Origin of the sequence: Aeromonas sp. 600774, from assembly GCF_049175075.1 — a bacterium.
GTDB classification, from domain to species: Bacteria; Pseudomonadota; Gammaproteobacteria; order Enterobacterales; family Aeromonadaceae; genus Aeromonas; species Aeromonas veronii_A.
Genome location: NZ_JAAKUJ010000007.1, coordinates 189,504 through 214,565, shown reverse-complemented (window position 1 = coordinate 214,565; position 25,062 = coordinate 189,504). Strand labels below are relative to the sequence as shown.

Here is a 25,062-nt window from a genome sequence, read left to right as displayed (position 1 = left end):
GCCCCTCTCTTTTGACTAAAAAGAAGTTAATGAAATTGATTATCATTTGTATTGATCGTTTTTTCACTCCTTGTTAGGATGCCGCTCACTCTGCGACAGGGTGGGTCAAATGACTCACATTCTGTCGTTTCAGGTAGTGATTCATTCCAAGGAGTAGCACCGTCATGTGTGACCATGCACTGGAAGGAGAGTGGCCCGCCACTGCGGCCGGGCTGGATAAAGTGTGCTGTTTTGCCAGCGGTGACAGGGTACTGGTCGCTTCCGGTATCCACGACAGTTTTACCGGCATCCCACCGGAAAAACTGCTCGCCCATCTGCGTCAGTTGCGCCAGCAGGGGATGGTCAATCCCATCGCCATCGGCGCCATCCCGTTTGATACCCAATCCCCCTGGCATCTGGTGATCCCGGCGCAATCGCAGTGGGTCGCAAGGGATGCCCTGTTGCCCGCCCGCTGTTGCCAGCTCCATGGTGAGGTGAGTGAAGTGACCGGCGCTGCCCACTATCAGGGGGCGGTGCGGGCGGCGCTGCAGCAGTTCAGCGAGGGGCAGCTTGAGAAGGTGGTGCTGTCGCGCGCCATCGACGTGCAGAGCGCAGAGCAGAGCTCACCTGCACACGCCTTTGGCTCTCTGCTGGCCCAGAATCCGGGCGCATATGTGTTCCAGATCCCGCTGCCGGAGGGAGAGACCCTGCTTGGCGCCAGCCCCGAGCTGCTGGTATCACGCAGCGAGATGGCGGTGGTGAGCAATCCGCTGGCGGGCTCCCGTCCGCGCCACGCGTTTTCCGATCAACAGACGGCCAGTGCCGAACTGCTGGGGGCGCAAAAAGATCGCTATGAACATGCGCTGGTGGCCGATGCGGTCGCTGCGGCCCTCGCTCCCTTCTGCCGCGAGCTGGATGTCCCTCTGGAGCCGCAGGTGATCGCCACTCCTACCATGTGGCACCTCTCGACCCGTATCGCCGGGCGGCTCCATGAACCCTCTCCCGTGCTGGCACTGGCGCTGGCGTTGCACCCGACGCCGGCGGTATGCGGCACGCCGCTCTCGGCTGCGCGTCAGGCCATCTCCCGGCTTGAGGGGTACGATCGCCGCTTCTACTGTGGCGCCGTCGGCTGGATGGATGCCGATGGCAATGGCGAGTGGGTAGTCACCATTCGCTGTGGCGTGCTGGCCGGCAAGCAGCTGCGGCTCTATGCCGGTGCCGGGGTGGTGGTGGGCTCCTCGCCGGAAGCAGAGTGGCAAGAGACCGCCGCCAAGCTCGGCACCATGCTGCGCGCCTTCGGCCTCGAGAGCCGGGAGCCGGAGGTGACAACATGAAGCCGCTGGTGCCCTTTACTCCCTGGCCCGCCGAGCTGGCGGCCCACTACCGGGCACAAGGTTGGTGGCGCGGACAACCGCTCACCGCCCTGCTCGATGAATCTGCCGAACGTTATCCCGAGCGCACGGCCCTGATCTGCGGCGAACGCACCCTCAGTTATGGCCAGTTAAAGCGTGAGGTCGATGCGCTGGCGGCGCGGCTGGCAGCGCGCGGGCTGGGCCATGGCGATACCGCTCTGGTGCAGTTGCCCAACTGCGCCGAGTTCTATATCTGCTGGTTTGCCCTGATCCGCTGCGGAGTGGTGGCGGTGCATGCCCTCTACAGCCATCAGCGGCGCGAGCTGGTGGCCTTTGCCCGCCAGATTGAGCCCGCCTTGCTGGTACTCAGCTCCTCTCACCCCGGCTATGCCGGTGAAACGGGAAGCCTTGTGGCCCTTGATGAGCGGGTATCGCCTTCCTGCCAGACACTGCTGTTCGAGCAGGTTGAAGGCACCGATCTTCAGTCTGGATTTGCATGGCGTCGGCCTGACCCCATAGCTCGTGCTGATGGTTCGCCGCTGGCGGCCACTGCGCCAACTCCTACCCCAGCCGATCAGGTCGCCTTTTTCCAGCTCTCCGGCGGCAGTACCGGCACCCCCAAACTAATCCCCCGTACCCACGATGACTATGGCTACAGCGTGCGCCAGAGCGTGGCGGTGTGTGGTTGGGATGAGCGGGTGATCTATCTCTGCGCCCTGCCGGCGCCTCACAACTTTCCCCTGAGCTCCCCCGGGGCACTCGGGGTGTTTTATGCCGGTGGCTGCGTGGTGCTGGCAAAGGATCCTTCCGCGGCAACCTGTCTGCCGCTGGTGCAGCGCCATCAGGTTAACTGGGCGGCCCTGGTGCCACCGGCTCTGGCGCTCTGGCTGGAGGCGGCCAGTCACTATCCACAGACCTCTCTGGAGTGTGTGCAGGTGGGCGGTGCGCGCCTCAGCCCGGTTCACGCCGAGGCGGTAGCGAGCCGCCTTGGCTGCCGCTTGCAGCAGGTGTTCGGCATGGCCGAGGGGCTGGTCAACTACACCCGCATCGAGGATGACCAGTGGCACATCGTCAATACCCAGGGCCGTCCGATGAGCCCGGGCGACGAGGTGGAGGTACGGGATAGCGACGGGCGCCCCTTGCCCGATGGTGAGTGTGGAGAACTCTGGACGCGTGGTCCCTACACCTTTCGCGGCTACTTCAAGGCCGAGGCCCACAATCAGCGTGCTTTTGACCGGGACGGTTTCTACTGCACCGGCGATCTTGTCTGCCGCTTGCCCGGCGGTCATCTGATGGTGGTGGGGCGCAACAAGGATCAGATCAACCGGGGCGGGGAGAAGATCGACGCCCTCGAGATTGAAGAGCTGCTGCTGACCCACCCGGAGGTGCGGCAGGCGGCGCTGGTCGCCATGCCTGATCCCATGCTCGGGGAGCGCAGCTGCGCCTTTCTGATGTGCCGCGAGCCCCTCAATTTGCCCCGCTTGCGCCGTTTCCTGCGCGAGCAGGGGGTGGCCGATTACAAACTACCCGATCGCCTGGTGCTGGTGGAGCTACTGCCCCACACCCCGGTCGGCAAGATAGACAAACAGAGGCTGCGCGAGCAGCTCGCCAAGGAGTGTGCATGACCATTCAATCCCTCGCCGCCTATCCGCTGCCCACCGCTGAGGAGCTGCCCACCGGGCGGGTGAACTGGCCCTTCGAACCGGGCCGCGCCGCCTTGCTGGTCCACGATATGCAGCACTATTTCGTTGACTTCTACGGGCCGGACAATCCGCTGATCAATCAGGTCATCGACCATATCGCCACCCTGATCCGTCAGGCGCGTGCTCTCGGCATGCCGGTGGTCTATACCGCCCAGCCCGCCGAGCAGAGTCAGGCCGATCGGGCGCTGCTCAATGACATGTGGGGGCCCGGATTGACCCGAGCGCCGGAGCGTCAACCAATCGTTCCTGCGCTGGCGCCCGAGCCGCAGGATACGGTGCTGACCAAGTGGCGCTACAGTGCTTTTTGCCGCTCTACGCTGGCAGAGCTGATGGCCGGATGGGGGCGGGATCAGCTGGTGATCTGCGGCATCTACGGCCATATCGGGGTGATGCAGACGGCGGTCGATGCTTTTATGCGCGATATCCGCCCCTTCCTGGTAGCTGATGCCATCGCCGACTTCTCCCGCGAGGATCATCTGCTGGCGCTCTCCTACGTCAGCCGCAATGCCGGTCGCGTGATTACCGTGGCCGAGGTGATGGCGGCCAGCAAACGCCCTCTGACTCGAGAGTCACTGCGTGCTCAGGTGTTGGCGCGGCTGCCCGCCGAGATGCAGCAGGAGCAGCCCACCGAGGATGACAACCTGCTCGACTACGGTCTCGACTCGCTGGCTGTGATGGGGCTGGTGGAAGAGTGGCGCCAGCAGGGGCTGGTGGTGGCGCTGGTCGAGCTGGCCCGCACGCCGACTCTGGCTCACTGGTGGGTGCTCCTCTCCCGTCAGCTTAATGTCAGTCAGGCCAAGGCTCGTCAGGTCAACGAAGTTCACGTCAGCGAACCGGAGTGCACCCCATGAGCGAGTGGCAAGGCAGAACCGTCTGGGTGACCGGCGCGGCGCAGGGTATTGGCCATGCGGTGGCGCGCACCTTTGCCGAGGCGGGGGCCAGCGTGGTGGCGTTCGATCTGCAACTGGCCGAGGCGCTGCCCGGCAACGTGAAGGGCGTGGTGCTCGACGTGAGTGACAGCGAGGCCGTGACCCGCTGCTGCGAACAGCTGCTGGACGAGGGGCTGGGGCCCGATGTGCTGGTCAATGTCGCTGGCGTACTGGCGATCGGCAGGCTCGATGAGGTGGATGACGCCCTCTTGCAGCGCACTTTCGCCATCAATACCTTCGCCCCCTTCTACCTGATGCGGGCCCTGACCCCCTGGTTTCAGGGGCGGCGCAGGGGCGCCATCGTCAATGTCTCCTCCAATGCTGGTCGGGTGCCGCGAGTGGGGATGGGCATCTATGGCGCCTCCAAGGCGGCGCTGACCAGCCTCACTCAAACGGCAGGGCTGGAATTTGCCCCCTACGGCGTGCGCTGCAATCTGGTGTCGCCGGGCTCGACCCGAACCCCGATGCTGTACGGCATGTGGCAGGAGGGGGAGGCGGCGCAGCAGGAAGGAGAGCTGCGTACCATCGCGGGCCTGCCCGGGCAGTTCAAGCTGGGTATCCCCCTTGGCAAGCTCGGGACCCCCGACGAGGTGGCTGCCTGCGTGCTGTTTCTCGCCTCCGATGCCGCTAGCCATATCACACTGCAGGATCTGGTGGTCGATGGCGGTGCCACCCTGGGGGTTTAGCCAGCGCACTGCCGATCTGGCAGGCGTGACACTCTCTTTATGGAGGAGGCCTTGCCTCCTCGCTTTTCAGCCATGCGGGCAGGGGCAAGCCGCTGCCCGCTCGATGTTTGCGCAAGGACATTCCCATGGAACAGACAATGGCGATGCGCGCCACTCACCAGCGTGGTGAGCAGCCGCGCTGGCCGCTAACCACCGCTCAGGCGGGTATCTGGTTTGCCCAGCAAAAATACCCGCAGAGTCCCGCCTGCAATACCGGCGAATACTGGCTGCTGGAGGGGGCGCTGGCTCCCCATCACTTCACCCGCGCGGTGCGCCAGACCATCGACGAGATCCCCGGTCTGCACTGCGCCTTTGTGGCTACTGCCGATGGCCCGCAGATGGTGGCCAACCCCGCCTGCTGGCAGCTGACCGAGCGGGATCTGCGCAGCGAAGCTAACCCGCTTGCAGCCGCGCAGGCCGAGATGCGTGCACTGCTGGCAGTCCCCTTCAATCTGGCCGGGGGGCCGCTGTTTGCCACCACCCTCTATCGCCTTGGCGAGGGGCGGTGGGCCTGGTTTATTGCCGTGCACCATATCGCCATCGACGGCTTTGGCCTGAGTTTGCTCTGCCAGCGGGTGGCGAGCTGGTATGAGGCGCTCTGCATCGGCGAGCAGCTTGCTCCCTGTCGTTATGCGACCCAGCAGGAGTTGTTGGCCGAGGAGGCGGCCTATCTGGATTCGCCGCGTGCCGCGCGGGATCGCGATTTCTTCGTGCAGCAGCTGGCCGGGGTGGAGAACCCGGCGTCGCTCTCCCGCCGTCCGGCGCAAGGGCCGGGCCCCACATATCGTCTTGAACAACGGCTTGCTGGCCGCCAGTGGCAGGCATTGGTGGCGCGGGCGAGTCGTTCGGCCTGTCACCCCTACAGCCTGCTGCTGGCGGCGGTGGCCAGCTATGTGCAGCGGATGAGCGGCGCTGGCGAGGTGGTGCTGGGTATTCCGCTGATGGGGCGGCTGGGCTCAGCGGCGGCCGATACTCCCTGCATGAAGGTCAATGTGGTGCCTCTGCGCATAGAGCTGAGCGGCACCAGCCGGGTAGGAGAGTTGCTGGCACAGGTCGAGCGGCAATTTGCCGCCCTGCGCCGCCATCAGGGCTGCCGTCAGGAGTGGTTGCAACAGCGTCAGCCGGGCCAGCAGCTGTTTGGCCCTCAGGTCAATATGATGCCCTTTGCCCGTACACTCAGCTTTGGTGAAGGGCACAACCAGATTCGTGGCGAGGTGCAGGTGCTGGCGGCAGGGCCGGTGGAGGAGTGCGCCTTCTACTTTGCCGAGGAGGCAGGCGCGATGACCCTGACCCTCGAAGCACATCAGGGGTGCTTCAGCCAACAGGAGAGTGAACGTCATCTGGCCCGGCTGCTGGCCTATCTGGCAGCCTGGAGTGAGGCGGGTGACGAGGCCCTGGCGGTGCGTTTGCCGCTGTTGCTGCCCTGCGAGCAGGCTGAGCTGGCGCACTGGAACCAGACCGATCATCCGCTGCCGACCACTACCCTGAGCGCTCTGCTGGCCGAGGGGCTGGCGGCGGCAGATCAGAGCGCCATCGCGCTGGAGTGTAGCGCCGAGCGCTGGAGTGTGGCCGAGCTGCGCCAGCGAACTCGCCAGCTGGCCAGCTATCTGGCGGGGAGGGGCGTGGGCCCCGGTTGCCGGGTGGCGGTGGTGATCCCGCGCTCTCCCGAGCTTATTCTCGCCCAGCAGGCCATCATGGCGGTAGGTGCCGTCTATGTGCCCGTTGATCCGGACTATCCGGCGGAGCGGATCGGCTACATTCTCGCCAGCAGCGATCCTGCGCTGGTGCTGACCAGCCATACGCTTCAGATGCCGCTCGATGTGGCGGCGCCACTTGTCTGCCTCGATGCCCCCGGTGTGGCAGAGCAACTGGCGACGATAGACGTGGCGGCGATAGCACCTTGTGATCTGCCAGCCCCCAAACCGGAAGATGCGGCCTACATCATCTACACTTCCGGCTCGACCGGTCGGCCAAAAGGGGTGGTGGTGAGCCATGGCGCCATCGTCAATCGGCTGCTCTGGATGCAGCACATGTATCCCATCGGCCCGGCGGATCGGGTGCTGCAAAAGACCCCGGCCGGTTTCGATGTCTCCATCTGGGAGTTTTTCTGGCCCTTTATGACCGGGGCGCGGCTGGTGCTCGCCAAACCGGGCGGCCACAAGGATCCCGCCTACCTTGCCGAGCTGATTGAGCTGGCGGGGATCACCACCTTGCACTTTGTCCCCTCCATGCTGCAGATCTTCGTCGCACAAGCCGAGCCAGCCCGTTGCTGTGCCCTGCGGCAGGTCTTCTGCTCCGGTGAGGCGCTGTCCGCGGATCTGGTGCAGCGCTGGTATGGGACATTCTCCGCCCCTCTGCACAACCTCTATGGCCCGACCGAGGCGGCGGTGGACGTCACCTGGTATCCCTGCCGGGCAGACGAGGCGGTGACAAGCGTGCCCATCGGCTATCCGGTCTGGAATACCTGTATCCACATTCTCGACCCCTGGTTGCAGCCGGTGCCCCTCGGGGTGGCAGGCGAGCTCTGGATCGGCGGCGTGCAGGTGGCGGAGGGCTACTTTGGCCAGCCCGAGCTCACCGCCGAGCGCTTTATTGCCAACCCCTTCGGAGCGGGACGGCTCTATCGCAGCGGCGATCTGGCCGCCTGGCGCGAGGATGGCGCCATCGAGTATCTGGGGCGCCTCGATTTTCAGGTGAAGATCCGTGGCCAGCGCATCGAACTGGAGGAGATCGAGCAGGTGCTGCTGCGCCATCCCCGAGTGGCGCAGGCGGTAGTGTTGGCCCCCGAATTTGCCCCCGGCGATCGCCGTCTGGTGGCCTATGTGGTGGCCGCAGATAGCAGCGAGCTGACGCTGGCCGAGCTTACACCTGCCCTTGGCGCTGCCTTGCCCGACTACATGGTGCCGGGGCTCCTGGTCACTCTGGCTGAGCTGCCGCTCACTCCCAATGGCAAGCTGGATCGCAAGGGGCTGCCACTGCCCGACATGGCGTCGGCGGTGGGTCAGTCACTGCCGAAAACCCTGCTGGAGGAGCGGCTCTGTCGCCTCTTCGCCGAGATACTGGGGCTGGTGCGGGTCGGCGCCGACGATAACTTCTTTGCCCTCGGCGGCCACTCCCTGCTGGCGGCGCAGCTGGTGGTGCGCATTGAAGAGTCGACCGGACAGGCGCTCACTCTCGCCAGCCTGTTCGAAGCGCCGAGCCCCGCCCAGCTGGCGCGCCGTCTTGGTGGCGAGCGGGAGGCAATGCCCATGCTGTTGCCCCTGCGGGCGCCCGGTGCGCAGTCCGGCGTATCAGGCCCCACCCTCTTTTGCGTCCATCCCGCCGGCGGGCTCGGCTGGTGTTATGCGCCGCTGGTGCCCCATCTGCCGACCGACATGGCTGTCTATGCCCTGCAGGCGCGGGCGCTCTGTCAGCCGGATGCGCCGCTGCCCGCCAGCTTCGACGAGTTGGCGCTCGATTATGTGACCGAGCTGCGTCGTCAACAGAGCGAGGGGCCCTACTGGCTGCTCGGCTGGTCGCTCGGGGGCATGCTGGTGCACCGGATGGCCGCCATGCTGCAAGAACAGGGACAAGAGGTGGCCATGGTGCTGCTGCTCGACGCCTACCCCTGCCTGCAGTGGCAGACCCAGCCGCTGCCCGACGAGCAGCGGATGCTTGATGCGCTGCTGCGAATGGGGGGGATTGCGGTTGCGGATGAGGCGCTCGACTCTCTCACTCGCGACGAGGTGGTGGCCCGGCTGGGGGCAGAGGGGAGTGCGCTGGCCATGCTCGACGAGCAGGTGGTGAGCGCCATGATTGAGCTGGTGGGCCACAACAACCGGCTCATCCGTGAGCCGGTCGACTACTGCTACCACGGGGAGGTGATCTTTATCGAGGCGTCAGCCTCTCGCCAGCCCTGGCTGGATGGGCGCGGCTGGGAGTCGCTGACAAAAGGGGAGATCCGCTATGAGCGCTTCCCCTGTCTGCATCAGGAGATGGTGCATCCCGACTGGCTGGCAAAGATCGGCGCCCTTATTTGTGAGCGGGTCGATGGGGTCGGGCAGCAACCGCACATCCGGCAGAAGGGGGACGCATGACCCCGGTTGCCGCCATCCGGGAAGCCTTGCTGGCGGGCAAGTTGGTGGGGCTGGGGGAGCCGCACTGGCACCCGGGTTTTATCCGGTGCCAGCACGCCTGGCTCTGCGATCCGGCGCTCTGGGGAGTCATGACTGATCTGGTGCTGGAGTGCGGCAACCACCGTCATCAGGGCTTGCTCGATGCCTGGCTGACGGGGCAGGAGAGCTGGCAGGGGGAGCCGCTCACGCTGGCACGGCTCTATCCGGTCTGGCTCGACTCCTGCGCCTTCCCCGCCTGGATGGCCCCCGAGTTTCCGGCCCTCTTCGCCGCCCTGCGCCAGAGCAATCTGGCGCGCCCTGAACATATGCGGCTGCGGGTGCATCTCTGCGAGCCCTTATTCGAGTGGCAGGAGATGAGCCCGGAACAGTGGCAGCAGCACAACAGGGGGCGGGATCTGGAGCTGGCCGACTATCTTCTTGCACTTCCCCCGCGTGGCGTGGTGGTGCTGGCGGGGGCGCGCCATCTGCTCAAAGCCGCAGGGGATCCCCACTTTGCTCAGCCGACGCTGGGCCAGTTGCTGGAGGCAGCACGGCCGGGCTGGCTACAGGTGCTTCACCCCTGGCCAATGGTTGCTGGGAAGGGAGATGAGGAGGAGGTGCGGGTGTGCGAGCTGGCCGGGATCGCGACTGCCGACCTCTATCCTCACTGGCCGGTGCATCCGCCGCTGGAGACCCTCATCGATCGGTTGGTGCGCGTGGCTGACCGGGGACGGGAGATGCGAATTTGCCCCACCTTGCTGGCCGAGCCCTGGCGCAGCCGCTTGCTGAGTCGCGCTCACCTGCTGCCAGTTGGCATGGCCCGCCAGCTGCAACACTGGCTGGCGTAACTGCTGGTTGGTGTAACCGCTGACTTGAGTAACAGAAGGGGGGGCAAGGCTCCCCTTTTTCACATTTTGCATCCTGCATTCAGCGCTGCAAAGTTGCACCATTTACGGCATACCTTGCCACTCATCGCCGAAAATTCAGCTCCTTCGCTACTTTAAAGAAGTTTCTACTGGTCTTACCTGAGTAAATCCCTTTGCTTTTTGTTTAACAAGGTATTTACATCTAGGTGTCACCAGCATCGGTGACGCTCACAACGGCAAGGAGCCAGTTATGACCCATGTCGACATCCCTTTCCTTCGTTACCTCGATGCGGAAGGGTGCCCGGTCGCCACCTTACCGACCTGGCTGGACAAGGCGATACTGCACACCTTTTACCGCAATATGGTGATGGTGCGCAGTTATGACAAAAAAGCGATCGCGCTGCAGCGAACCGGCAAACTCGGTACTTTTCCCTCCCATCTCGGCGCAGAAGCCGTGGGGATTGGCATTGGTCTCGCCATGCAGCCGCAGGATGTCTACGTTCCCTACTATCGGGACATGCCCACCCTCTATGTGCGGGGCGTACCGATGGAGAAAAACCTTCAATATTGGGGCGGTGACGAGCGGGGCAGTTATTTTCTCAAACCCGATGGAACCCCCTCTGAAGATCTCCCCATCTGCGTCCCCATCGCTACCCAGATCACCCACGCATGCGGTATTGCCTCGGCCTTCAAACTGCGTAATCAACCGCGTGTCGCCGTGGTCACCATCGGCGATGGCGGCACCTCCAAGGGGGATTTTCTGGAGGGGCTCAACTGCGCCGGTGTCTGGCACCTGCCGATGGTCATCATCGTCAACAACAACCAGTGGGCCATCTCGGTGCCACGCAAACTGCAATCGAGCGCTCCTACGCTGGCCCAGAAGGGGATTGGCGCCGGGGTGCGCAGCCTGCAGGTGGATGGCAACGATGTGGTGGCGGTCTACGATGCCGCCCGCAGTGCCGTCGAACGGGCCCGCAGCGGCAAGGGGCCGACCCTGATCGAGGCGGTCAGTTATCGCCTCGGCGATCACACCACGGCCGACGATGCCACTCGCTATCGCGATGGAGCCGAGGTCGAGGCCGCCTGGGCGAAAGAGCCGGTCAAGCGGCTGCGCCAGTTTATGCATAGCAAAGGGTGGTGGGATGAAGAGCAGGAGCAGAGCCTGCTGGCGGAAGCCACCCGAGAGGTGGAGCAAGCGGTCGCCCGCTATGAGGCGATGGCACCCCAGCCACCGGAGGCGATGCTCGATTATCACTACGCCAGCCTGCCCGCCGAACTCTTGCCCCAGCGCGAGCGAGTAATTGCCAAGGGGATGAAGCAGGAGGTTGGCCATGAGTGAGATCAGTTTGCTGGAAGCGGTCAACATGGCCCTTCACTACGAGATGGAGCACGACCCTGATGTGGTGGTACTCGGCGAGGATGTGGGGGTCAACGGCGGGGTGTTTCGCGCCACGGTTGGCCTGCGTGACAAGTTCGGTTTCAAGCGGGTGATCGACACGCCGCTGGCCGAGGGATTGATCGCCGGGGTGGCGGTCGGCATGGCGACCCAGGGGCTCAAGCCGGTGGCTGAGTTCCAGTTTCAGGGTTTCATCTTCCCCGGGATGGAGCAGATCATCTGTCAGGCGGCGCGGATGCGAAACCGCACCCGTGGCCGCCTCTCCTGTCCCCTTGTCTATCGCTCCCCGTATGGTGCTGGCATTCACTCGCCCGAACACCACAGCGAGAGTGTCGAGGCGCTGTTTGCCCATATTCCGGGGTTGCGGGTGGTGATCCCCTCCAGCCCGAGGCGCGCTTATGGTTTGCTGCTCTCGGCCATCCGTGATCCGGATCCCGTGATGTTTTTCGAACCTGACCGCATCTATCGCTCGATGAAATCCGAGGTGGTGGATGACGGTGTCGGCTTGCCGCTGGATGTCTGTTTCACCCTGCGACCGGGCCGGGATATCACGGTAGTGGCCTGGGGGGCCTGCATTCAGGAGGTGATGCGGGCGGCGAACCTGTTGGCCGAGCAGGATATCCAGTGCGAGGTGCTGGATCTGGCCACCATCAAGCCGCTGGATATGGAGACCATCCTCACCTCGGTACGCAAGACCGGCCGTTTACTGGTGGTACACGAGGCGTGTGGCAGCTTCGGGGTCGGGGCCGAAATTGTGGCGCGGGTGACCGAGCAGGCACTTCCCAGCCTCAAGGCGCCACCAAAACGGTTGACCGGGGTGGATGCCGCCGTCCCCTACTATCGTAACGAGGCGTATTACCTCATCACCGAGCAGGATATCGCCGATGCCGCTCACCAGCTGATGGAGAACCAGTGGCTATGAAATTTTTCAAATTACCGGATCTGGGTGAAGGGTTGGCCGAAGCCGAGATCGTCGAATGGAAGGTGAGTGCCGGTGATACCGTCGCGGTCGATCAGGTGCTGTTGTCGGTGGAAACGGCCAAGGCGCTGGTGGATGTACCCTCTCCGGTAGCCGGGGTGATTGCCCGTCTCTGCGGCGCCGAGGGGGATATCCTCCATATCGGTGCGCCGCTGGTGGAGTTCGAGGGGGGCGAAGATGATGGCACAGTGGTGGGCAAGGTGAGCGCCCATCAGCAACATATCGAGGATCACTTCGTGGTAGGAGCCATTGCCCCGGGTGGTGCGTTGGTGCAAGCCATGCCAGCCGTGCGCCAGCTGGCACAAAAACTGGGTCTGGATATCGACCGGATCAAGGGAAGTGGCAGCGGCGGCATGGTGACCGAACTGGATGTGCAGAAGGCATTCGATGCCCAGCAGAGCAGTGGCAACGAATTCCTCAAAGGGTCACGGCGGGCCATGGCCAAGGCGATGGAGCTCTCTCATCGGACAGTAGTGCCGGTCAGCATCACCGACGAGGTGGATTTGCGTTACTGGCGCCCTGATGAGGATGTGACAGTGCGCCTTATCAAGGCCATTGGCGTGGCTTGCCGCGCCGAGCCCTCGATGAATGCCTGGTTCGATGGCGATACCCTGTCACGGCGGCTGTTCAAAGAGGTCAATGTAGCCATCGCGGTGGATTCAAAGCATGGCCTCTATGTGCCGGTGATGGAGAACGTAGCCGAGCGGGAGGGGGCAGATATCCGGCAGGGGCTGGATCGGATGATCGCCGATGTGAAGGCGCGTGCTGTGCCCCGCGAGATGTTGCAGGGGGCGACTATTACGCTCACCAACTTCGGCGCCATCGCAGGCCGTTATGCCAGCCCTATCGTGACGCCGCCGCAGGTGGCCATCATAGGGGCGGGCAAGTTGTTCGAGAAAGTGGTGTTCATCCATGGTGAAGCGCGTCCCGTCAGGGCATTGCCGCTGTCGATGACATTTGACCACAGAGCCTGTACTGGCGGGGAGGCGGCTCGTTTTCTCAGAGCGCTGGTGGAAGCGTTGGAAGCTGCCACCTTATAGCGGTTTGTGCCCTGTCATTGGCGGGGCATAAATTTGTTTGCGTAATCTATAAAGCCACGTATAATCCAAATCAGCTTGAAAGGGCGATAGTTATGTCAATGAATACGATGTTTTACATCTTGTCCTGTTGTTCATAAGTTAATCCCGTTTTTTGAGCTTTATCCGCTGAAAAGCATAAGTAATTATTTTGAATACAGGTTTAAAGATATGTCTAACATGATCACCGGTACCGTTAAGTTTTTCAACGAAACCAAAGGTTTTGGCTTCATCCAGCAAGAAAACGGCCCGGACGTTTTCGTTCACTTCAGCGCCATTCAAGGTAACGGTTTCCGTACCCTGGCTGAAGGTCAGCGCGTACAGTTCTCTGTGACCCAAGGTCAGAAAGGCCCGCAGGCTGAGAACGTAACTGCTCTGTAATCCTTACAGAATTTAAGAAAGCCGTGGTACCTCTGGTGCCACGGCTTTTTGTTTGTCTTGCTTCTGATGTGCTAAATCATGCTGCTATCGCTCATGCTTGTTGCCACTCTGACAGCGACTTCTGATGTGCCGGTACCGGTTCAATCCGCGATGGAGGCGCAGGTGATCTGCCAGCAATTTGTCCAGGTCCGGATGGGCACTGCACAGCAACCCGATGAGGTGAATGCGCGACAGGTGCCTGAAAGGGAGGGGGAGTGGCTGGTGAATGGCAAAGTAAAAGGACCCGAAGGTCCTTTGCTGTTTGCCTGTCATCTTCACCAAGGGGAGCGCTGGGAGCTACTCAACTTTGCACTCTGGGCACCACAGCCGGTCAAAGCGGTTTGAGTGCGACCAGCAGATGTTGCAGGTGTTCAACCATGGTCATGCCAAACGGGGTGAGATAGCCGCCATCTTCTGCGCTGATGAGCCCCTGTTGATGCAGACGGGCTGCCGCCTGGCACAACTCTTCAGACATATCGCTGCGTAATTTAATCCCCAGGCTCATGTTGGCCGGATCAAAGCATGCCAGTATTTTCAAATCGTTCACGAATTCGTTAGAAACCTGGTCGATCCCAATCATGGATTTACTCCTTACGCTAAAGATGTATGCAAACTAGCATCCCCGTATCCACTTTAGTGGGCGCTGGCTCAAATTATTGATCTTTGGCTGGATGCTGCGTTTCAAATGCTGTTTTTTTCGGCGTAATCAGATGGTTGGCTGACAGCTTCGTCAAGGGTCGAACTGGGCCAAACGTGGTAGGATAGGGGAATTCTATATATCGGACGGTCCATTGGCGGCTGTTCGCCCAGTCCAAGGTATTGCTCATGGTCAAGATCACGCTGGTATCTCTGCTGCATTCACACACCGCCACTTTCCCTGTTTACCCAGTCTCCTTGCTGACCTCCTTGTTAGAGGGCCATGAGGGAGAGGTGTGGCTACCTGCCCGCAAGGGGGGCGACATTACCCAGCTTCGCAAACATGCTAAAGGGGCTCGCGCCCGCGAGCTAGCAAATCTCGATGCCGGTTGGTGCGATTTTATATCTGGTCAGGAAGGGGCGACTGCGGAGCTGGATGCGCTGGCCAACTACGACACCGAAATGATGGACAACTTGCAGATGTACTGGCACAGCGCCGCCAAGATCAACAGCCCGATCACAGATAATTTGTTCGAACTTCGTCGCGAAGTGGTGGATGAGGCCCATGGCGAAAAGCTTGCCACTCTCTGGGAGCAACAACAACAGCAGCGATTTGAGCAGTTGATGAAAAGTGCGGCTGACGGTCGGGATCAACTCTGCTTCGTCGAAGTAGAGTCTGCCTACTGGCTGCGACAGAAGTTGAGCGAACAACCTGATGTAGAGCTGATCACCCCGACCTTTTAATCAGGTCTGGAAGGTTGGTGAGACGTTTTATTCGGCGCCCTGCTCTATCCTTATGAGCGTTGCTGTTTCCCCGACGGGAGTCAGGAGGCGGCAAGCTGGACAAGCTGACCACAAGATGTGAACATGGCGCCCTTTATCGAGAGAGAGACTTGGCCAATGAGCTATGAACTGAGCGACACCGAGCGCAATGCCGCGCTGCAACTGAACGCTGATTACCGTTACGATCACTTCATCAGCAAGCTGGTCGAGCATGAAGAGCTGTTCGTCCTGACTGACGAGCATGGCGTCATGATGCTGACCACCGACGATGAAGATTGCATCCCGGTATGGCCGCACCCGGAGTACGCCAAGGCGTGGGCCGAAGGCGAATGGGCCGATTGCAAGCCGCAGTCCATCACCCTCAAGGTATGGCTGGAGCGCTGGGTTGACGGTATGGAGCAGGACGAGCTGTGTGTGGCCGTGTTCCCGACTCCGGATCAGGAAGGCATCGTACTGGAGCCGGCTGACGTGGCTGACGCCATTGCCGAGAAGCAGGCCAAACGCGGCTGATCACCGCTCGATTCGCAACACCGGTTGCCAACAAAGACCCCGCTATCTGGCGGGGTCTTTGTTTTAGGTCTGTTTGCCAAATGAGTTGTCGCTATCAGGGCTGGCGATAGGTGGTGTCGATGATGGGCTCGGCCGGGAAAGTCTTGCCACTCTTGATGGCTGCCCTGGTCTCGGATTTTAGCTCTTCATCAATCCACAGCAGACCGCCATAGCTGTAACCGCTGTTGTCGCCACCGAGGGGCCAGTAAAGTTGCTCGCTCTTGGGCGTTGCAGGTACTTTTGGCAGTTTTATCCAGCGCCATGCCCCTTCCCGGGTATAGGGCACCTGATAGGCAGGCACGAAGCTCGCCAGCTCATAGAGCCGCTGCTGGATCTGCCGTGACAGGGCCGCCTTTTTGGCAAAGTCGAACTCCTTGTCATACTGCTCCACCAGCGCTGTGATGGCATCGTCATCGATGTTCATGATGTTGTTGGTCTGGGGCTTGTTGGCGTTGACCTTGTGGAAGAACTCCCAATAGGCGGGATAGCGGCTGCCCGCCCAGGCCATCCAGGCGCTCTGGTGCTTTTTCTCCAGCATCGATTTGAACCCGGCCGAGGCATCCATCAGGTTGAGCTCCAGATTAAGCCCCGCCTTCTTGGCCTCTTCCCGTAGCAAGGTGAGCCGCTGGGCGTGCTCCGCCGTGGTGTAGGTGATAGCGAGCGTCAGTGACTGCCCCTTGTCGTTTTGCAAAATTCCCTGCGGCCCCACTTTGTTAAAGCCTGCCTTGGCAAAGTATTCCCGTGCCAGTTTGGGATCGAACGGACGGGCCTTGATCTCGCTGTTGGTAAACTCACCCTGACCTGAGCCATAACTGTTGAGTCGCTGGTAATCCCCCCGCAGCAGGGTGGTGAGCATCTTGTCGAGGTTGAGGGCATGCTGGATCCCGAGCCGCACATCTAGATTATTCAGCTGCGGATCTGCGGTGTTGAGATAGAGCCCCATCGGCGATTGCGGGGTCTGGTTGTAGAACCAGGTGCGCCCGATATACCCCTTCTCGAACTCCGCGGTTTTGGTCTTGTCGTGCCACCAGTTGGGCATCACCAGCGGGAAGGTGTCGAGATCGCCGCGCAGGAAGTGCTGCCAGGCGATGTTCAGATCCCTGAGCACCTTGATCTCGATCCGTGCAGGATTGAAGCGATGCTGGAAGTAGCGCTCTTCATCCCCCCACCAGTTTTCAACCCGTTTGAAGGTGACCGATTTGCCCTTTTTCACCTGATCGAGCTGATAGGGGCCGGTGACCGGCAACACCTTCCAATTGTACTCCTTGACCCAGTTGGCGGTGAGCTTGATGGCGTGGCTCGGCTCCGGGCTGATGGGCAGTGACTCGAGCAGATCCTGGCGGCTCTTTTCGGTGCCGCTGGTGATAGCCAGGGTGTGATCATCAAACTTGGTGATGTCGGTGATCTGGGTGCTGTAGTAGTTGTTGTACCAGGGGTCGTTGATCTCCTTGCTGCGCATCATTTTGAGGGTAAAGAGCCAGTCATCAGCAGTGACCGGCTGGCCGTCTGACCAGCGCGCTTTGGGATTGATGCGAAAATAGAGGGTCTTGTTGTCGGCGCCGAAGGCCCACTCGTTTGCCAGCATCGGCATGGGGTTGCCGGTGACGGGATGAGTGCTCAGCAGTGGCAGGTTGGTTTCCCGCACGTAACCGGCAAAGCCGCCGTTGGAGTCGGGGCCATATTTGCGCAAGGTAAGGGGGAAGCTGGTCATAAAGGTGCGAAAGGTGCCGCCGCGCTTAGCGGCCGGATCGGCATAGAGAGGATCCTGGTTGTTGCTCTCCCACTTCAAGTCGGCGGGCAGCGTGGCACTCCAGCCAAACGGGCTCCAGCACAGGGCCAGGGTGATGGCGGTGGCGCGAATGATAGGGGAGAGTCGGCGTTCCCCGGCGGTGATGGTCGATGGCATGTCCTTGCTCTCCTGAAAGTCTGCTTCCTGCAGCTCACGCTTCGGTGATGTCAGTCCCGATGGGGACTGGCTCATCATGGAAATTTTATCCTGTCAGGTCAATGAAATAGCGCAAATTGGCAACAGCTCATCATGTCGCGCTCTGTGGTTTGAACCAGCGCAGTCGGCTACCCAGCAGATGGACCACAAAGCCGAGCAGCACCAGAGCTGAGCCTAGCCACTGCAAGGCGGTCGGATGTTCATCGAGCAGAAGGGCGGCCGCCACCATGCCGACACAGGGGATCAGCAGGGAGAGCGGCGCCACCTGCGCCACCGGATAGCGCATCAGCAGTCGTCCCCACAGGCCGTAACCCAGCCAGGTCGCGACATACGAGAGATAGAGCACGCACAATAATCCCTGCCAGCTGAAGTTGAGCAGGCTGCTGGCCATCAGCTCCGGCCCCTCGAACAGCCAGGAGAGGGCAAAAAACGGCAGTATGGGCACCAGACCGCCCCAGGCGATCAGGCTCGGCAGCGTGGTCTGGTAGCGCAGCCCGATCTGGCGATTGATGACGTTGCCAAGGCCCCAACAGGCGGCGGCGCACAGCGTCAGGATAAACCCGAGCAAGGTCAGGTTGCCTTCACCGTGAGTGGCGATGAGATAGAGGCCGAATCCCGCCAAGGGCAGCGCCACCCAGTGGTGGGGTTGCCAGCGCTCCCCCAGCCAGATCATGGCGAACAGCAGGGTGAACACCACCTGGGATTGCAGCACCAGTGAGGCCATGCCTGCCGGCATACCGAACTTCATGGCACTGAACAAAAATGCGAATTGACCGAGGCTGATGGCGCCGCCATAGGCCAGCAGCCAGCGCCAGGGCATGGCGGGCTTGGGCACCAGCAAGATGGCGGGAAAGACCACACCGATAAAGCGCAGCGCACCCAGCAGCAGGGGGGGGATCCCCTCCAGCCCCCACTTGATGGCCACGAAGTTGAGTCCCCAGCAGAGGATGACCAGAGCGGCCAGAAACTTGTCTTTGGTGTGCATGCGGTGTCCTTCGGTCTGTGGCCTCTGGCATGAGAGGCCAAAAGAGGACGAGCATACCCCCGCCAGGGTGGGCGCCGTCAAGCCGACCGACGGGGGAGCAACCCGGCAACGGGGGCAAGGTGCGATTCAGGCAGAGACGCAGTGCACTGTGATGCCGTGTGTGGCCAGGGTGGCCCGCATGGGGGCGGGCAGGGCATCGTCGGTGACCAGCACCTTGATCTGGCCCGGCGTACCGAGCGGGCTCGGGTGGATGGCGCCGAACTTGCTGCTGTCGGTGATGACCACATTGGTCACCCCCTTGGCCAGCACGCTGTTGACCACGTCGGCGCGCATCATGTCGCGGCCGGTGAAGCCCATCTCGGGATGAAAACCGTCGACCCCGATAAAGGCCTTGGAGAAGTGCACCTGCTCGATGCAGAGGCGCGTGAGCGGCCCCACCACGCTCTCGCTCTGATGCTGGAACAGCCCGCCGAGAAGCACCACCTGAGCTGGGGTGTCTTTGAGCAGATGGGCGATATAGCTGCTGATGGTGATGATGGTGACCCGTTTGTGCAAGGCTAGATGGCGCGCCAGCATGGCGTTGGCGCTGCCCCCCTCGATAAAGACCGTCTCGCCATCTTCCACCAGCTGGGCGGCCCGCTCGGCGAGGCGCTCCTTGAGCAGGTAATTGATGTTCATCCGGGCATCCGGGTCATCGGTCTCCAGCGCCATGGCCGAGCCGTGTACCCGTCTGAGCAGTCCCTGTTTCTCCAGCGCGGTGAGGTCGTTGCGCACCGTCACCTCAGACACGCCGGTATGTCGGGAGAGTTCACTCACGCTCATCTTGCGAGCCTGATGGACCAGAGTGAGGATCAGTTGGTGGCGTGGATTCATGGTGCGCTCGCATGCAAGGTGGTGGATAGCGGAAAGCCACCCGAGGGTGGCTTGCCAATCATATGACGTCACAGGCGCCATGGGGAGCGCCCCGTCAGAGACTGTGCTCGGTGCGGGCGATGATATCATCTTGCGCATCCGGGGATAAGGCTGTGAAGAAGGCTGAATAGCCCGCCACCCGTACCACCAGATCCCGGTATTGATCCGGATTGGCCTTGGCTGCCAGCAGGGTTTCCCGCGAGACGATGTTGTACTGCACGTGCCACCCCTTGTGCACCTCGAAGAAGGTGCGCAGCAGGCTCATCAGCTTGGCCTTGTCCCGCTCGTTCTCAAGGCTCGCCGGACTCAGCTTCTGGTTGAGCAGCACCCCGCCGAGGATGGCCGCCGTGGGCAGCTTGCCGATGGAGTTGAACACCGCCGTCGGGCCGAGACGATCCGAACCCGACGAGGGGCTGGCCCCTTCCGCCAGCGGCGTGCGGGCGTGGCGGCCATCCGGGGTGGCCATGGTGGCGGCACCGAAGGGCACGTTGGCCGAGATGGAGGAGGTGCCGGCATAGTAGGTGCCGCCTATGGGGCCACGGCCGAAGCGGGTGTTGTGCAACCCCTTAAGCTCGTCGATGTAGCTCTGGTAAGCCTGCACCAGCAGCAGGTCAACCTCGTCCAGATCGTTGCCATATTTGGGGGCTGCATTGGTGAGGCGCTGGCGCAGCTGCTCCCCCGCCAGTCCTGAAAAATCTTGCTCGAGTGCTTCGGCCAGCTCTTGCTGATCCACTATCCCCTGTTCGAACACCAGTTTCTTCAGGGCCGCCAGACTGTTGCCGAGGTTGGCGATCCCCACCTGCAGACCTGAGACCCAGTCATAGACGGCGCCCCCCTCCTTGATGGTCTTGCCGCGCTCGATGCAGTCATCCACCAGGGCGCTGCAGAGGATGTCGTGGGCCTGAGCCTCCAGCACGCTGTCGACCACACAATCGATCTCGATGGATTTGCGGGTGAAGTAGCGCACCTGCTCGTCCCAGCGGGCCATCACCTCGTCAAAGTTGCCAAAGCTCCCGTCTCGCAGCGACTGGGGCTGGGGCAGGAATACCTTGCCGGTGGTGGCATCGCGGCCGCCATCAAGGGAGGCCAGCAGGATGCGGGCGAAGTTGATAAAGCTCATGCCGGTGCAGCGATAGCCCCACTTGCCGGGCACGGCTGTCTCGATGCAACCGATAGCGGCGTAGTGGTGGGCATCCTCCACGCTCACCCCGAGCTTGATGAACTCGGGGATCACCACCTCGTCGTTGTTGAAGGCGGGCATGCCAAAGCCGCAGCGGATCACCTGAATACAGGCATCGAGGAAATCCTCGCTCATCCCGGCATGGTAGCGCACCGAGAGGTTGGGCTGGGTGGATCTCAGCTGGCCGCAGGACTCCAGAATCGCGTAGGAGAGGCCGTTGACCGCGTCATGGGCACTGCCATCCCGCCAGTTCTGGCCGCCGATGGTGACGTTTTGATAGAGCGGGCTGCCGGCGGATGCCTTGGAGTGGGTGCCGGAGCGGATCTTGTTCACCTCCAGCAACTTGAGCCAGCACCCTTGCAGCAGCTCGATGGCGCGCGTCCGAGGCAGGGATTCCGACAATTCCACCTCGCGGCGATACCAGGGGTAGAGGTACTGATCCATCCGGCCAAACGACACCGAGTGACCGTTGGATTCGATCTGCAGGATGAGCTGGATAAAGTAGCAGAGCTGCAGCGCCTGCCAGAAGGTCTCGGGGGGCTGGTGGGCGATGTGGGCGCAGTTGAGCGCGATGGTCTCAAGCTCGTTTCGGCGCTCGGGGCGAGATTCTTGTGCTGCCATATCATGGGCAAGTGCGGCGTAGCGCGCGATATGAGCGCTGACCGCATCCAGAGTGATGGCGACGGCGTGCAGGAACTGCTCGCGCTGCAGATCGGCCCAATCCGCCAAATCCAGCCGACTGCGGCGCTCGGCCACCTTGGCCTTGAAGCCATCGAGCCCCAGCGTGAGCAGCTCCTCATAGTTGACCGCGAGGTGGGCATCCCCCGAGGTCATGTTGCCCTCGGCCTTGATGATGCCGCTCTCCAGCAGCGCTTTCTGCTCGTCGGTAAAGAGGCCGAAGCAGCGATCCTGCACCGTCTGGCCGCGCCAGAAGGGGGTGAGGGCGTGGATGATCGCCTTGTCGGTTTCGCTGACTGCAAAACCGGCGCCGGGTCTGTCCGCCAGCTCGTCGACCTCCTTCTCAATCCAGCTCACCGTGTATTCCGGAAACAGCGGCGCCGCCCGCACCTGACTGGCCTGATTGCCGACGATAAGCTCGTCGTGCTTGATCCAGATGGTGCGCTCCTTGAGGTGATGAGCCAGCGCAAGAGCGCGGCGCACCGGCAGCGGCCGGGCGAGATGAGCCTGATAGGCCTCGGTGTAGTGGCTGGCACGCTCGGTGCAGACCGGCGGCTGAACGATGTGGATCAGGCTCTCTTTGTGGGCGCGGATCCGCGGGCTGAGGGTATTGAGGTCGAGCTGGGTCATGATCTTATCCTCTGGTCACAGGGGGCCGCCCCTGACGTTGGGCGTATGCATGGGCAAAGTGGAGTAAATCGGGGTCCTCGAGCGGTGTCTCTGGCGCCTGATAGGGCAGATCCAGCAGGGCATATTTGCCCATCCCCAGGGTGTGGTAGGGGAGGAAGTGGATCTCCTGCACGGTGCCGAGACTGGCGGCGGTGTCGGTGATGGCTTCGATCGATGCTCGGTCGGCATTGAAGCCGGGAATGAGCGGCACCCGGATCTGCATCGGCACGCCGTGCTCGGCGAGGCGCTTGAGGTTCGCGATGGGCAGCTCCACCTTGCCGCGGGTCCAGTGGAAGAAGCGTTCTTTATCGACGTGTTTGAGATCTGCCAGCACCAGATCCAGTGAGGGGAGGCTTGGCTCAATCTGGTGCCATGGCACATGGAGGCAGCTCTCGACCGCGGTGTGCAGCCCTTCGGCCTTGCAGCGGGCCAGCAGGTTGGCAGCAAATTCGGGCTGCATAAACGGCTCGCCACCGGAGAGGGTGACGCCACCGCCGCTGCGCTCGAAGAAGGGACGATCCCGCAAGATGGTGTCCATCAGGGTGTCCAGGCTCTCCTCCCGACCGCACACCTGCAGCGCTTCGCTTGGGCAGAGGCCGCGCAGCCGTTCCATATCATCGGCCTTGAGGGCAGAACGGCTGAGCTGGATGCCCTCGCTGTCACGCAAGATTGCCGGACACGCCTGGCTGCATAGCTGGCAGCCCTCGATGCACTGGCGTCGGTCGAGTAGTATGTCCGGCTTGGGAGAGCGGCTTTCCGGGTTTTGACACCACAGACAGGCCAGCGAGCACCCCTTGAGAAACACCAGGGTGCGAATGCCGGGGCCATCGTGAGTTGAATATCGTTGCAGGTCGAAAATCATACCGCCTCCTTTTGTATTTGCATTCTATTTGCTTTCATTCGAAAGTTGATTTGATTTCGATCAAGCTATTTGCAGATGTTTTATCGCTAGAATGGCGACATATTGAACATCCCGTTAAGGAGTTAGAGATGGAGCTGTATCTCGATACCGCCGATGTGGCGGCAGTGCGTCGCTGGTCACGGATCCTGCCGTTGGCCGGTGTCACCACCAATCCTTCCATTACCGCCACCGGGGGATTGCCGCTCTGTGAGCTGCTGCCCGCCCTGCGCGACGTGCTGGGCCCCAAGGTGCGCCTGTTTGCCCAGGTGATGGCCAAAACCGAAACCGAGATGGTGCGTGAGGCGTTCGCCCTGCGTGAGCTGGACCCGGATCTGGTGATCAAGATCCCGGTATGCGCAGAGGGGCTGGCTGCCATCAAGAGCCTGACCGCCAACGGCGTGCCGACCCTGGGCACCGCTGTCTATACCCCGCTGCAGGGCTGGCTGGCGGCGGTGGCGGGGGCGGAATATGTCGCGCCCTACGTTAACCGGCTGGATGCTCAGGGGGGCGATGGCATCGCCACCGTGCAGGAGCTGCAACAGCTGCTTGCGCTGCACGCGCCGAACAGCAAGGTGCTGGCGGCGTCATTCCGCACTCCCCGTCAGGCCCTTGACTGCCTGCTGGCCGGTTGCCAGTCCATCACCTTGCCGCTCGATGTGGCGGAGCAGTTGCTGAACGTGCCGGCGGTAGATGCGGCATTGGCGAAGTTTGATCAGGATTGGCAGCGCGCCTTCGGTCGCTGATCCCGGTGACAAGCTGATTGCCGTGATTGAGGGGGAGGGTGAAGAAGCGCGGGTGATGGGGATTGACCGACTAGACTGGAAAGAGGTGGTCACGTTCGCGGGCCGCCTTGCAGTCTACCGGAGGTATCCCATGAGCGACCATCTGCTACTCCCCCATGGTGAAGATTTGCGTCGTGCGGTGCGTTGGCTTAGCGAGCATCACCAGCACGATATCTCTGCCATTGAAGAGGCCAGCCTGCGTTTTGATCTCTCGCCGCTGGATGAGGAGTTTCTGATCCAGCACTGGCTCGACAGCCAGCGCCAATCATGAATATCCGAGGTGAGAGATTTAGAAGAAGTTGGCGAGGTTGATGCCAAACTCTTTGGGGTCGACCGTGTTTTCGATGCTCTCCTGCACCCCTGACTTGGCCAGATCCAGCCACTGTACGTCGAGGTAGTGACGCTGGGTGGCGTGATAGATCACCTTGACCACCGGCTTGAGCGGCTGCTGCTCGTTGCGCTGCATCACGATAGCCAGGCGCTGGTTTGAGAGCTGTACCAGGGTTCCCACCGGATAGACTCCCATGCACTTGATGAACTTGGTAACCAGTTCGGCATCAAAGTGCTGATTGATCCCCTTGAGCAGAATGCGGAAGGCCTGGGTCGGCTGCATACCCGCTTTGTAGACCCGATCTGCAGTGATGGCATCATAGACATCGACGATGCCGCTCATCCGGGTATAGAGAGAGAGCTGCTCTCCCTTGAGTCGCTGCGGGTAGCCGGAGCCATCGAGCCGCTCGTGGTGGTTGGCGGCCACTTCCAGCATGGTGGGGGTGATGCCAGGGGTATTGCTGAGGATCTCGTAACTGTGCACCACATGCTGGCGCATGATGGCGAACTCCTCGTCGGTCAGCTTGCCCGGTTTGTGGAGCACCTCGTCCGGGGTCATGATCTTGCCCACGTCGTGCAGCAGGCCACCCAGGGTCAGCTCCTTGAGCACGCTGCGCTCCAGTCCCAGATAGCGGCCAAAGTTGGCCAGCAGAATGGCCACGTTCATGGAGTGCTCCATCAGGTAGGCATCCTTGGCGCGAATACGGGCCAGACAGAGCATGGCATCGCCGTGGGTGAACATGGTATCCACCATCTCTTCGGCGACTTCGGCCAGCGGAGTGATGTCGATGGGCTCACCCGCTTTGAGGTGGCGAATGAACTTGCCTTGCAGCTCGCGCGCTTCCTGATAGAGGCGGCGGATTTTAAGCTCCCGTCCTTCGCCGTTGGCACTGGCCCGGCGTCCCACCTGGGCGCTGTTGGCATTGAGATCGGGGGAGGTAACGGCGTCACTCTCGGCACTGCCCAGCTTGCTGCGGGCCAGATCGATGCGTACCGTGAGCACCCCCTGACGCACCAGATTGGCAATTTGCGCCACGCTGGTCACCAAGCCCATCTGGGCGATCTCCATCCCACCTGTCTGGCTGGCGATAGCAATGACATACATGCCGGGTTTCAGCTGGTTGACGGGAATGACGGGATAGGATGCTTGAGACTTCATGAGGGCTTCCTGACTCTTATTATTATGAGTATCG

22 protein-coding genes are annotated in these 25,062 nt (G+C 61.9%); 15 read left to right on the top strand and 7 right to left on the bottom strand.

Going from position 1 to position 25,062, the window contains the following annotated elements; translation table 11 throughout:
* The first annotated feature begins 164 nt into the window (after positions 1-164).
* From G5171_RS09920 to G5171_RS09870, 11 genes are all read left to right on the top strand, one after another.
* Positions 165-1,313, top strand: a complete 1,149-nt coding sequence (locus tag G5171_RS09920) for an isochorismate synthase (protein WP_421260111.1) — start codon at positions 165-167, stop codon at positions 1,311-1,313.
* Positions 1,310-2,956, top strand: a complete 1,647-nt coding sequence (locus tag G5171_RS09915) for a (2,3-dihydroxybenzoyl)adenylate synthase (RefSeq protein WP_421260110.1) — start codon at positions 1,310-1,312, stop codon at positions 2,954-2,956. Before G5171_RS09920 ends, G5171_RS09915 begins: the two co-directional genes overlap by 4 nt.
* Entirely contained in the window at positions 2,953-3,885 is a 933-nt protein-coding gene (locus G5171_RS09910) for an isochorismatase family protein (protein ID WP_421260109.1), read from the top strand. Before G5171_RS09915 ends, G5171_RS09910 begins: the two co-directional genes overlap by 4 nt.
* Complete coding sequence (gene dhbA / locus G5171_RS09905; RefSeq protein ID WP_421260108.1) at positions 3,882-4,649, top strand: 2,3-dihydro-2,3-dihydroxybenzoate dehydrogenase; 768 nt, start codon at positions 3,882-3,884, stop codon at positions 4,647-4,649. The genes G5171_RS09910 and dhbA overlap by 4 nt, the downstream gene beginning before the upstream one ends.
* 125 nt (positions 4,650-4,774) lie before the next feature.
* Positions 4,775-8,764, top strand: coding sequence for an amino acid adenylation domain-containing protein (locus G5171_RS09900; RefSeq protein WP_421260107.1), 3,990 nt, complete (start codon positions 4,775-4,777; stop codon positions 8,762-8,764).
* On the top strand, positions 8,761-9,630 hold the full coding sequence (locus G5171_RS09895) for a hypothetical protein (RefSeq protein ID WP_421260106.1): 870 nt from the start codon (positions 8,761-8,763) through the stop codon (positions 9,628-9,630). Before G5171_RS09900 ends, G5171_RS09895 begins: the two co-directional genes overlap by 4 nt.
* Positions 9,631-9,898: 268 nt before the next feature.
* Complete coding sequence (pdhA, locus tag G5171_RS09890; protein ID WP_064338306.1) at positions 9,899-10,987, top strand: pyruvate dehydrogenase (acetyl-transferring) E1 component subunit alpha; 1,089 nt, start codon at positions 9,899-9,901, stop codon at positions 10,985-10,987.
* A complete protein-coding gene (locus G5171_RS09885; protein WP_021231077.1) occupies positions 10,980-11,966 on the top strand; it encodes an alpha-ketoacid dehydrogenase subunit beta in 987 nt (328 codons plus the stop codon). Before pdhA ends, G5171_RS09885 begins: the two co-directional genes overlap by 8 nt.
* A complete protein-coding gene (locus G5171_RS09880) occupies positions 11,963-13,063 on the top strand; it encodes a dihydrolipoamide acetyltransferase family protein (protein ID WP_421251233.1) in 1,101 nt (366 codons plus the stop codon). The genes G5171_RS09885 and G5171_RS09880 overlap by 4 nt, the downstream gene beginning before the upstream one ends.
* Positions 13,064-13,270: 207 nt before the next feature.
* Entirely contained in the window at positions 13,271-13,480 is a 210-nt protein-coding gene (locus G5171_RS09875; RefSeq protein ID WP_005302803.1) for a cold-shock protein, read from the top strand.
* A 78-nt stretch (positions 13,481-13,558) separates the two neighbouring features.
* A complete protein-coding gene (locus G5171_RS09870) occupies positions 13,559-13,864 on the top strand; it encodes a hypothetical protein (protein WP_421260105.1) in 306 nt (101 codons plus the stop codon).
* On the opposite strand, the gene G5171_RS09865 is transcribed toward G5171_RS09870, so the two are convergent.
* A complete protein-coding gene (locus G5171_RS09865) occupies positions 13,851-14,099 on the bottom strand; it encodes a TIGR02647 family protein (RefSeq protein ID WP_005334209.1) in 249 nt (82 codons plus the stop codon). The genes G5171_RS09870 and G5171_RS09865 overlap by 14 nt on opposite strands.
* Positions 14,100-14,344: 245 nt before the next feature.
* Between G5171_RS09865 and G5171_RS09860 the strand changes: the two genes are divergently transcribed.
* Positions 14,345-14,899 (top strand): hypothetical protein, encoded by a 555-nt coding sequence (locus G5171_RS09860; RefSeq protein ID WP_421260104.1) that lies wholly within the window; start codon positions 14,345-14,347, stop codon positions 14,897-14,899.
* Between the two features lie 156 nt (positions 14,900-15,055).
* A complete protein-coding gene (locus tag G5171_RS09855; protein WP_005334204.1) occupies positions 15,056-15,448 on the top strand; it encodes a DUF2750 domain-containing protein in 393 nt (130 codons plus the stop codon).
* 94 nt (positions 15,449-15,542) lie between these two features.
* Here G5171_RS09855 and G5171_RS09850 read toward each other — a convergent pair whose 3' ends face one another.
* The 5 genes from G5171_RS09850 to G5171_RS09830 form a co-directional block, all read right to left on the bottom strand.
* Positions 15,543-17,393 (bottom strand): extracellular solute-binding protein, encoded by a 1,851-nt coding sequence (locus tag G5171_RS09850; RefSeq protein WP_421260123.1) that lies wholly within the window; start codon positions 17,391-17,393, stop codon positions 15,543-15,545.
* Between the two features lie 130 nt (positions 17,394-17,523).
* A complete protein-coding gene (locus G5171_RS09845; RefSeq protein ID WP_005344494.1) occupies positions 17,524-18,417 on the bottom strand; it encodes an EamA family transporter in 894 nt (297 codons plus the stop codon).
* A gap of 126 nt (positions 18,418-18,543) precedes the next feature.
* Entirely contained in the window at positions 18,544-19,290 is a 747-nt protein-coding gene (locus tag G5171_RS09840) for a DNA-binding transcriptional regulator YciT (protein ID WP_421260103.1), read from the bottom strand.
* Positions 19,291-19,384: 94 nt separating this feature from the next.
* Complete coding sequence (locus G5171_RS09835; RefSeq protein WP_421260102.1) at positions 19,385-21,817, bottom strand: formate C-acetyltransferase/glycerol dehydratase family glycyl radical enzyme; 2,433 nt, start codon at positions 21,815-21,817, stop codon at positions 19,385-19,387.
* Positions 21,818-21,821: 4 nt separating this feature from the next.
* Positions 21,822-22,718, bottom strand: coding sequence for a glycyl-radical enzyme activating protein (locus tag G5171_RS09830; RefSeq protein WP_421260101.1), 897 nt, complete (start codon positions 22,716-22,718; stop codon positions 21,822-21,824).
* A 128-nt stretch (positions 22,719-22,846) separates the two neighbouring features.
* On the opposite strand from G5171_RS09830, the gene fsa reads away from it, so the two are divergent.
* Positions 22,847-23,500 carry a fructose-6-phosphate aldolase gene (gene fsa, locus G5171_RS09825; protein WP_421260100.1) on the top strand — a complete coding sequence of 218 codons (654 nt, stop codon included), beginning with the start codon at positions 22,847-22,849 and terminating at the stop codon, positions 23,498-23,500.
* Between the two features lie 130 nt (positions 23,501-23,630).
* A complete protein-coding gene (locus G5171_RS09820; protein WP_021231068.1) occupies positions 23,631-23,810 on the top strand; it encodes a hypothetical protein in 180 nt (59 codons plus the stop codon).
* 18 nt (positions 23,811-23,828) lie between these two features.
* On the opposite strand, the gene G5171_RS09815 is transcribed toward G5171_RS09820, so the two are convergent.
* Positions 23,829-25,028 (bottom strand): HD-GYP domain-containing protein, encoded by a 1,200-nt coding sequence (locus tag G5171_RS09815; RefSeq protein ID WP_005350638.1) that lies wholly within the window; start codon positions 25,026-25,028, stop codon positions 23,829-23,831.
* Between the last annotated feature and the right edge of the window lie 34 nt (positions 25,029-25,062).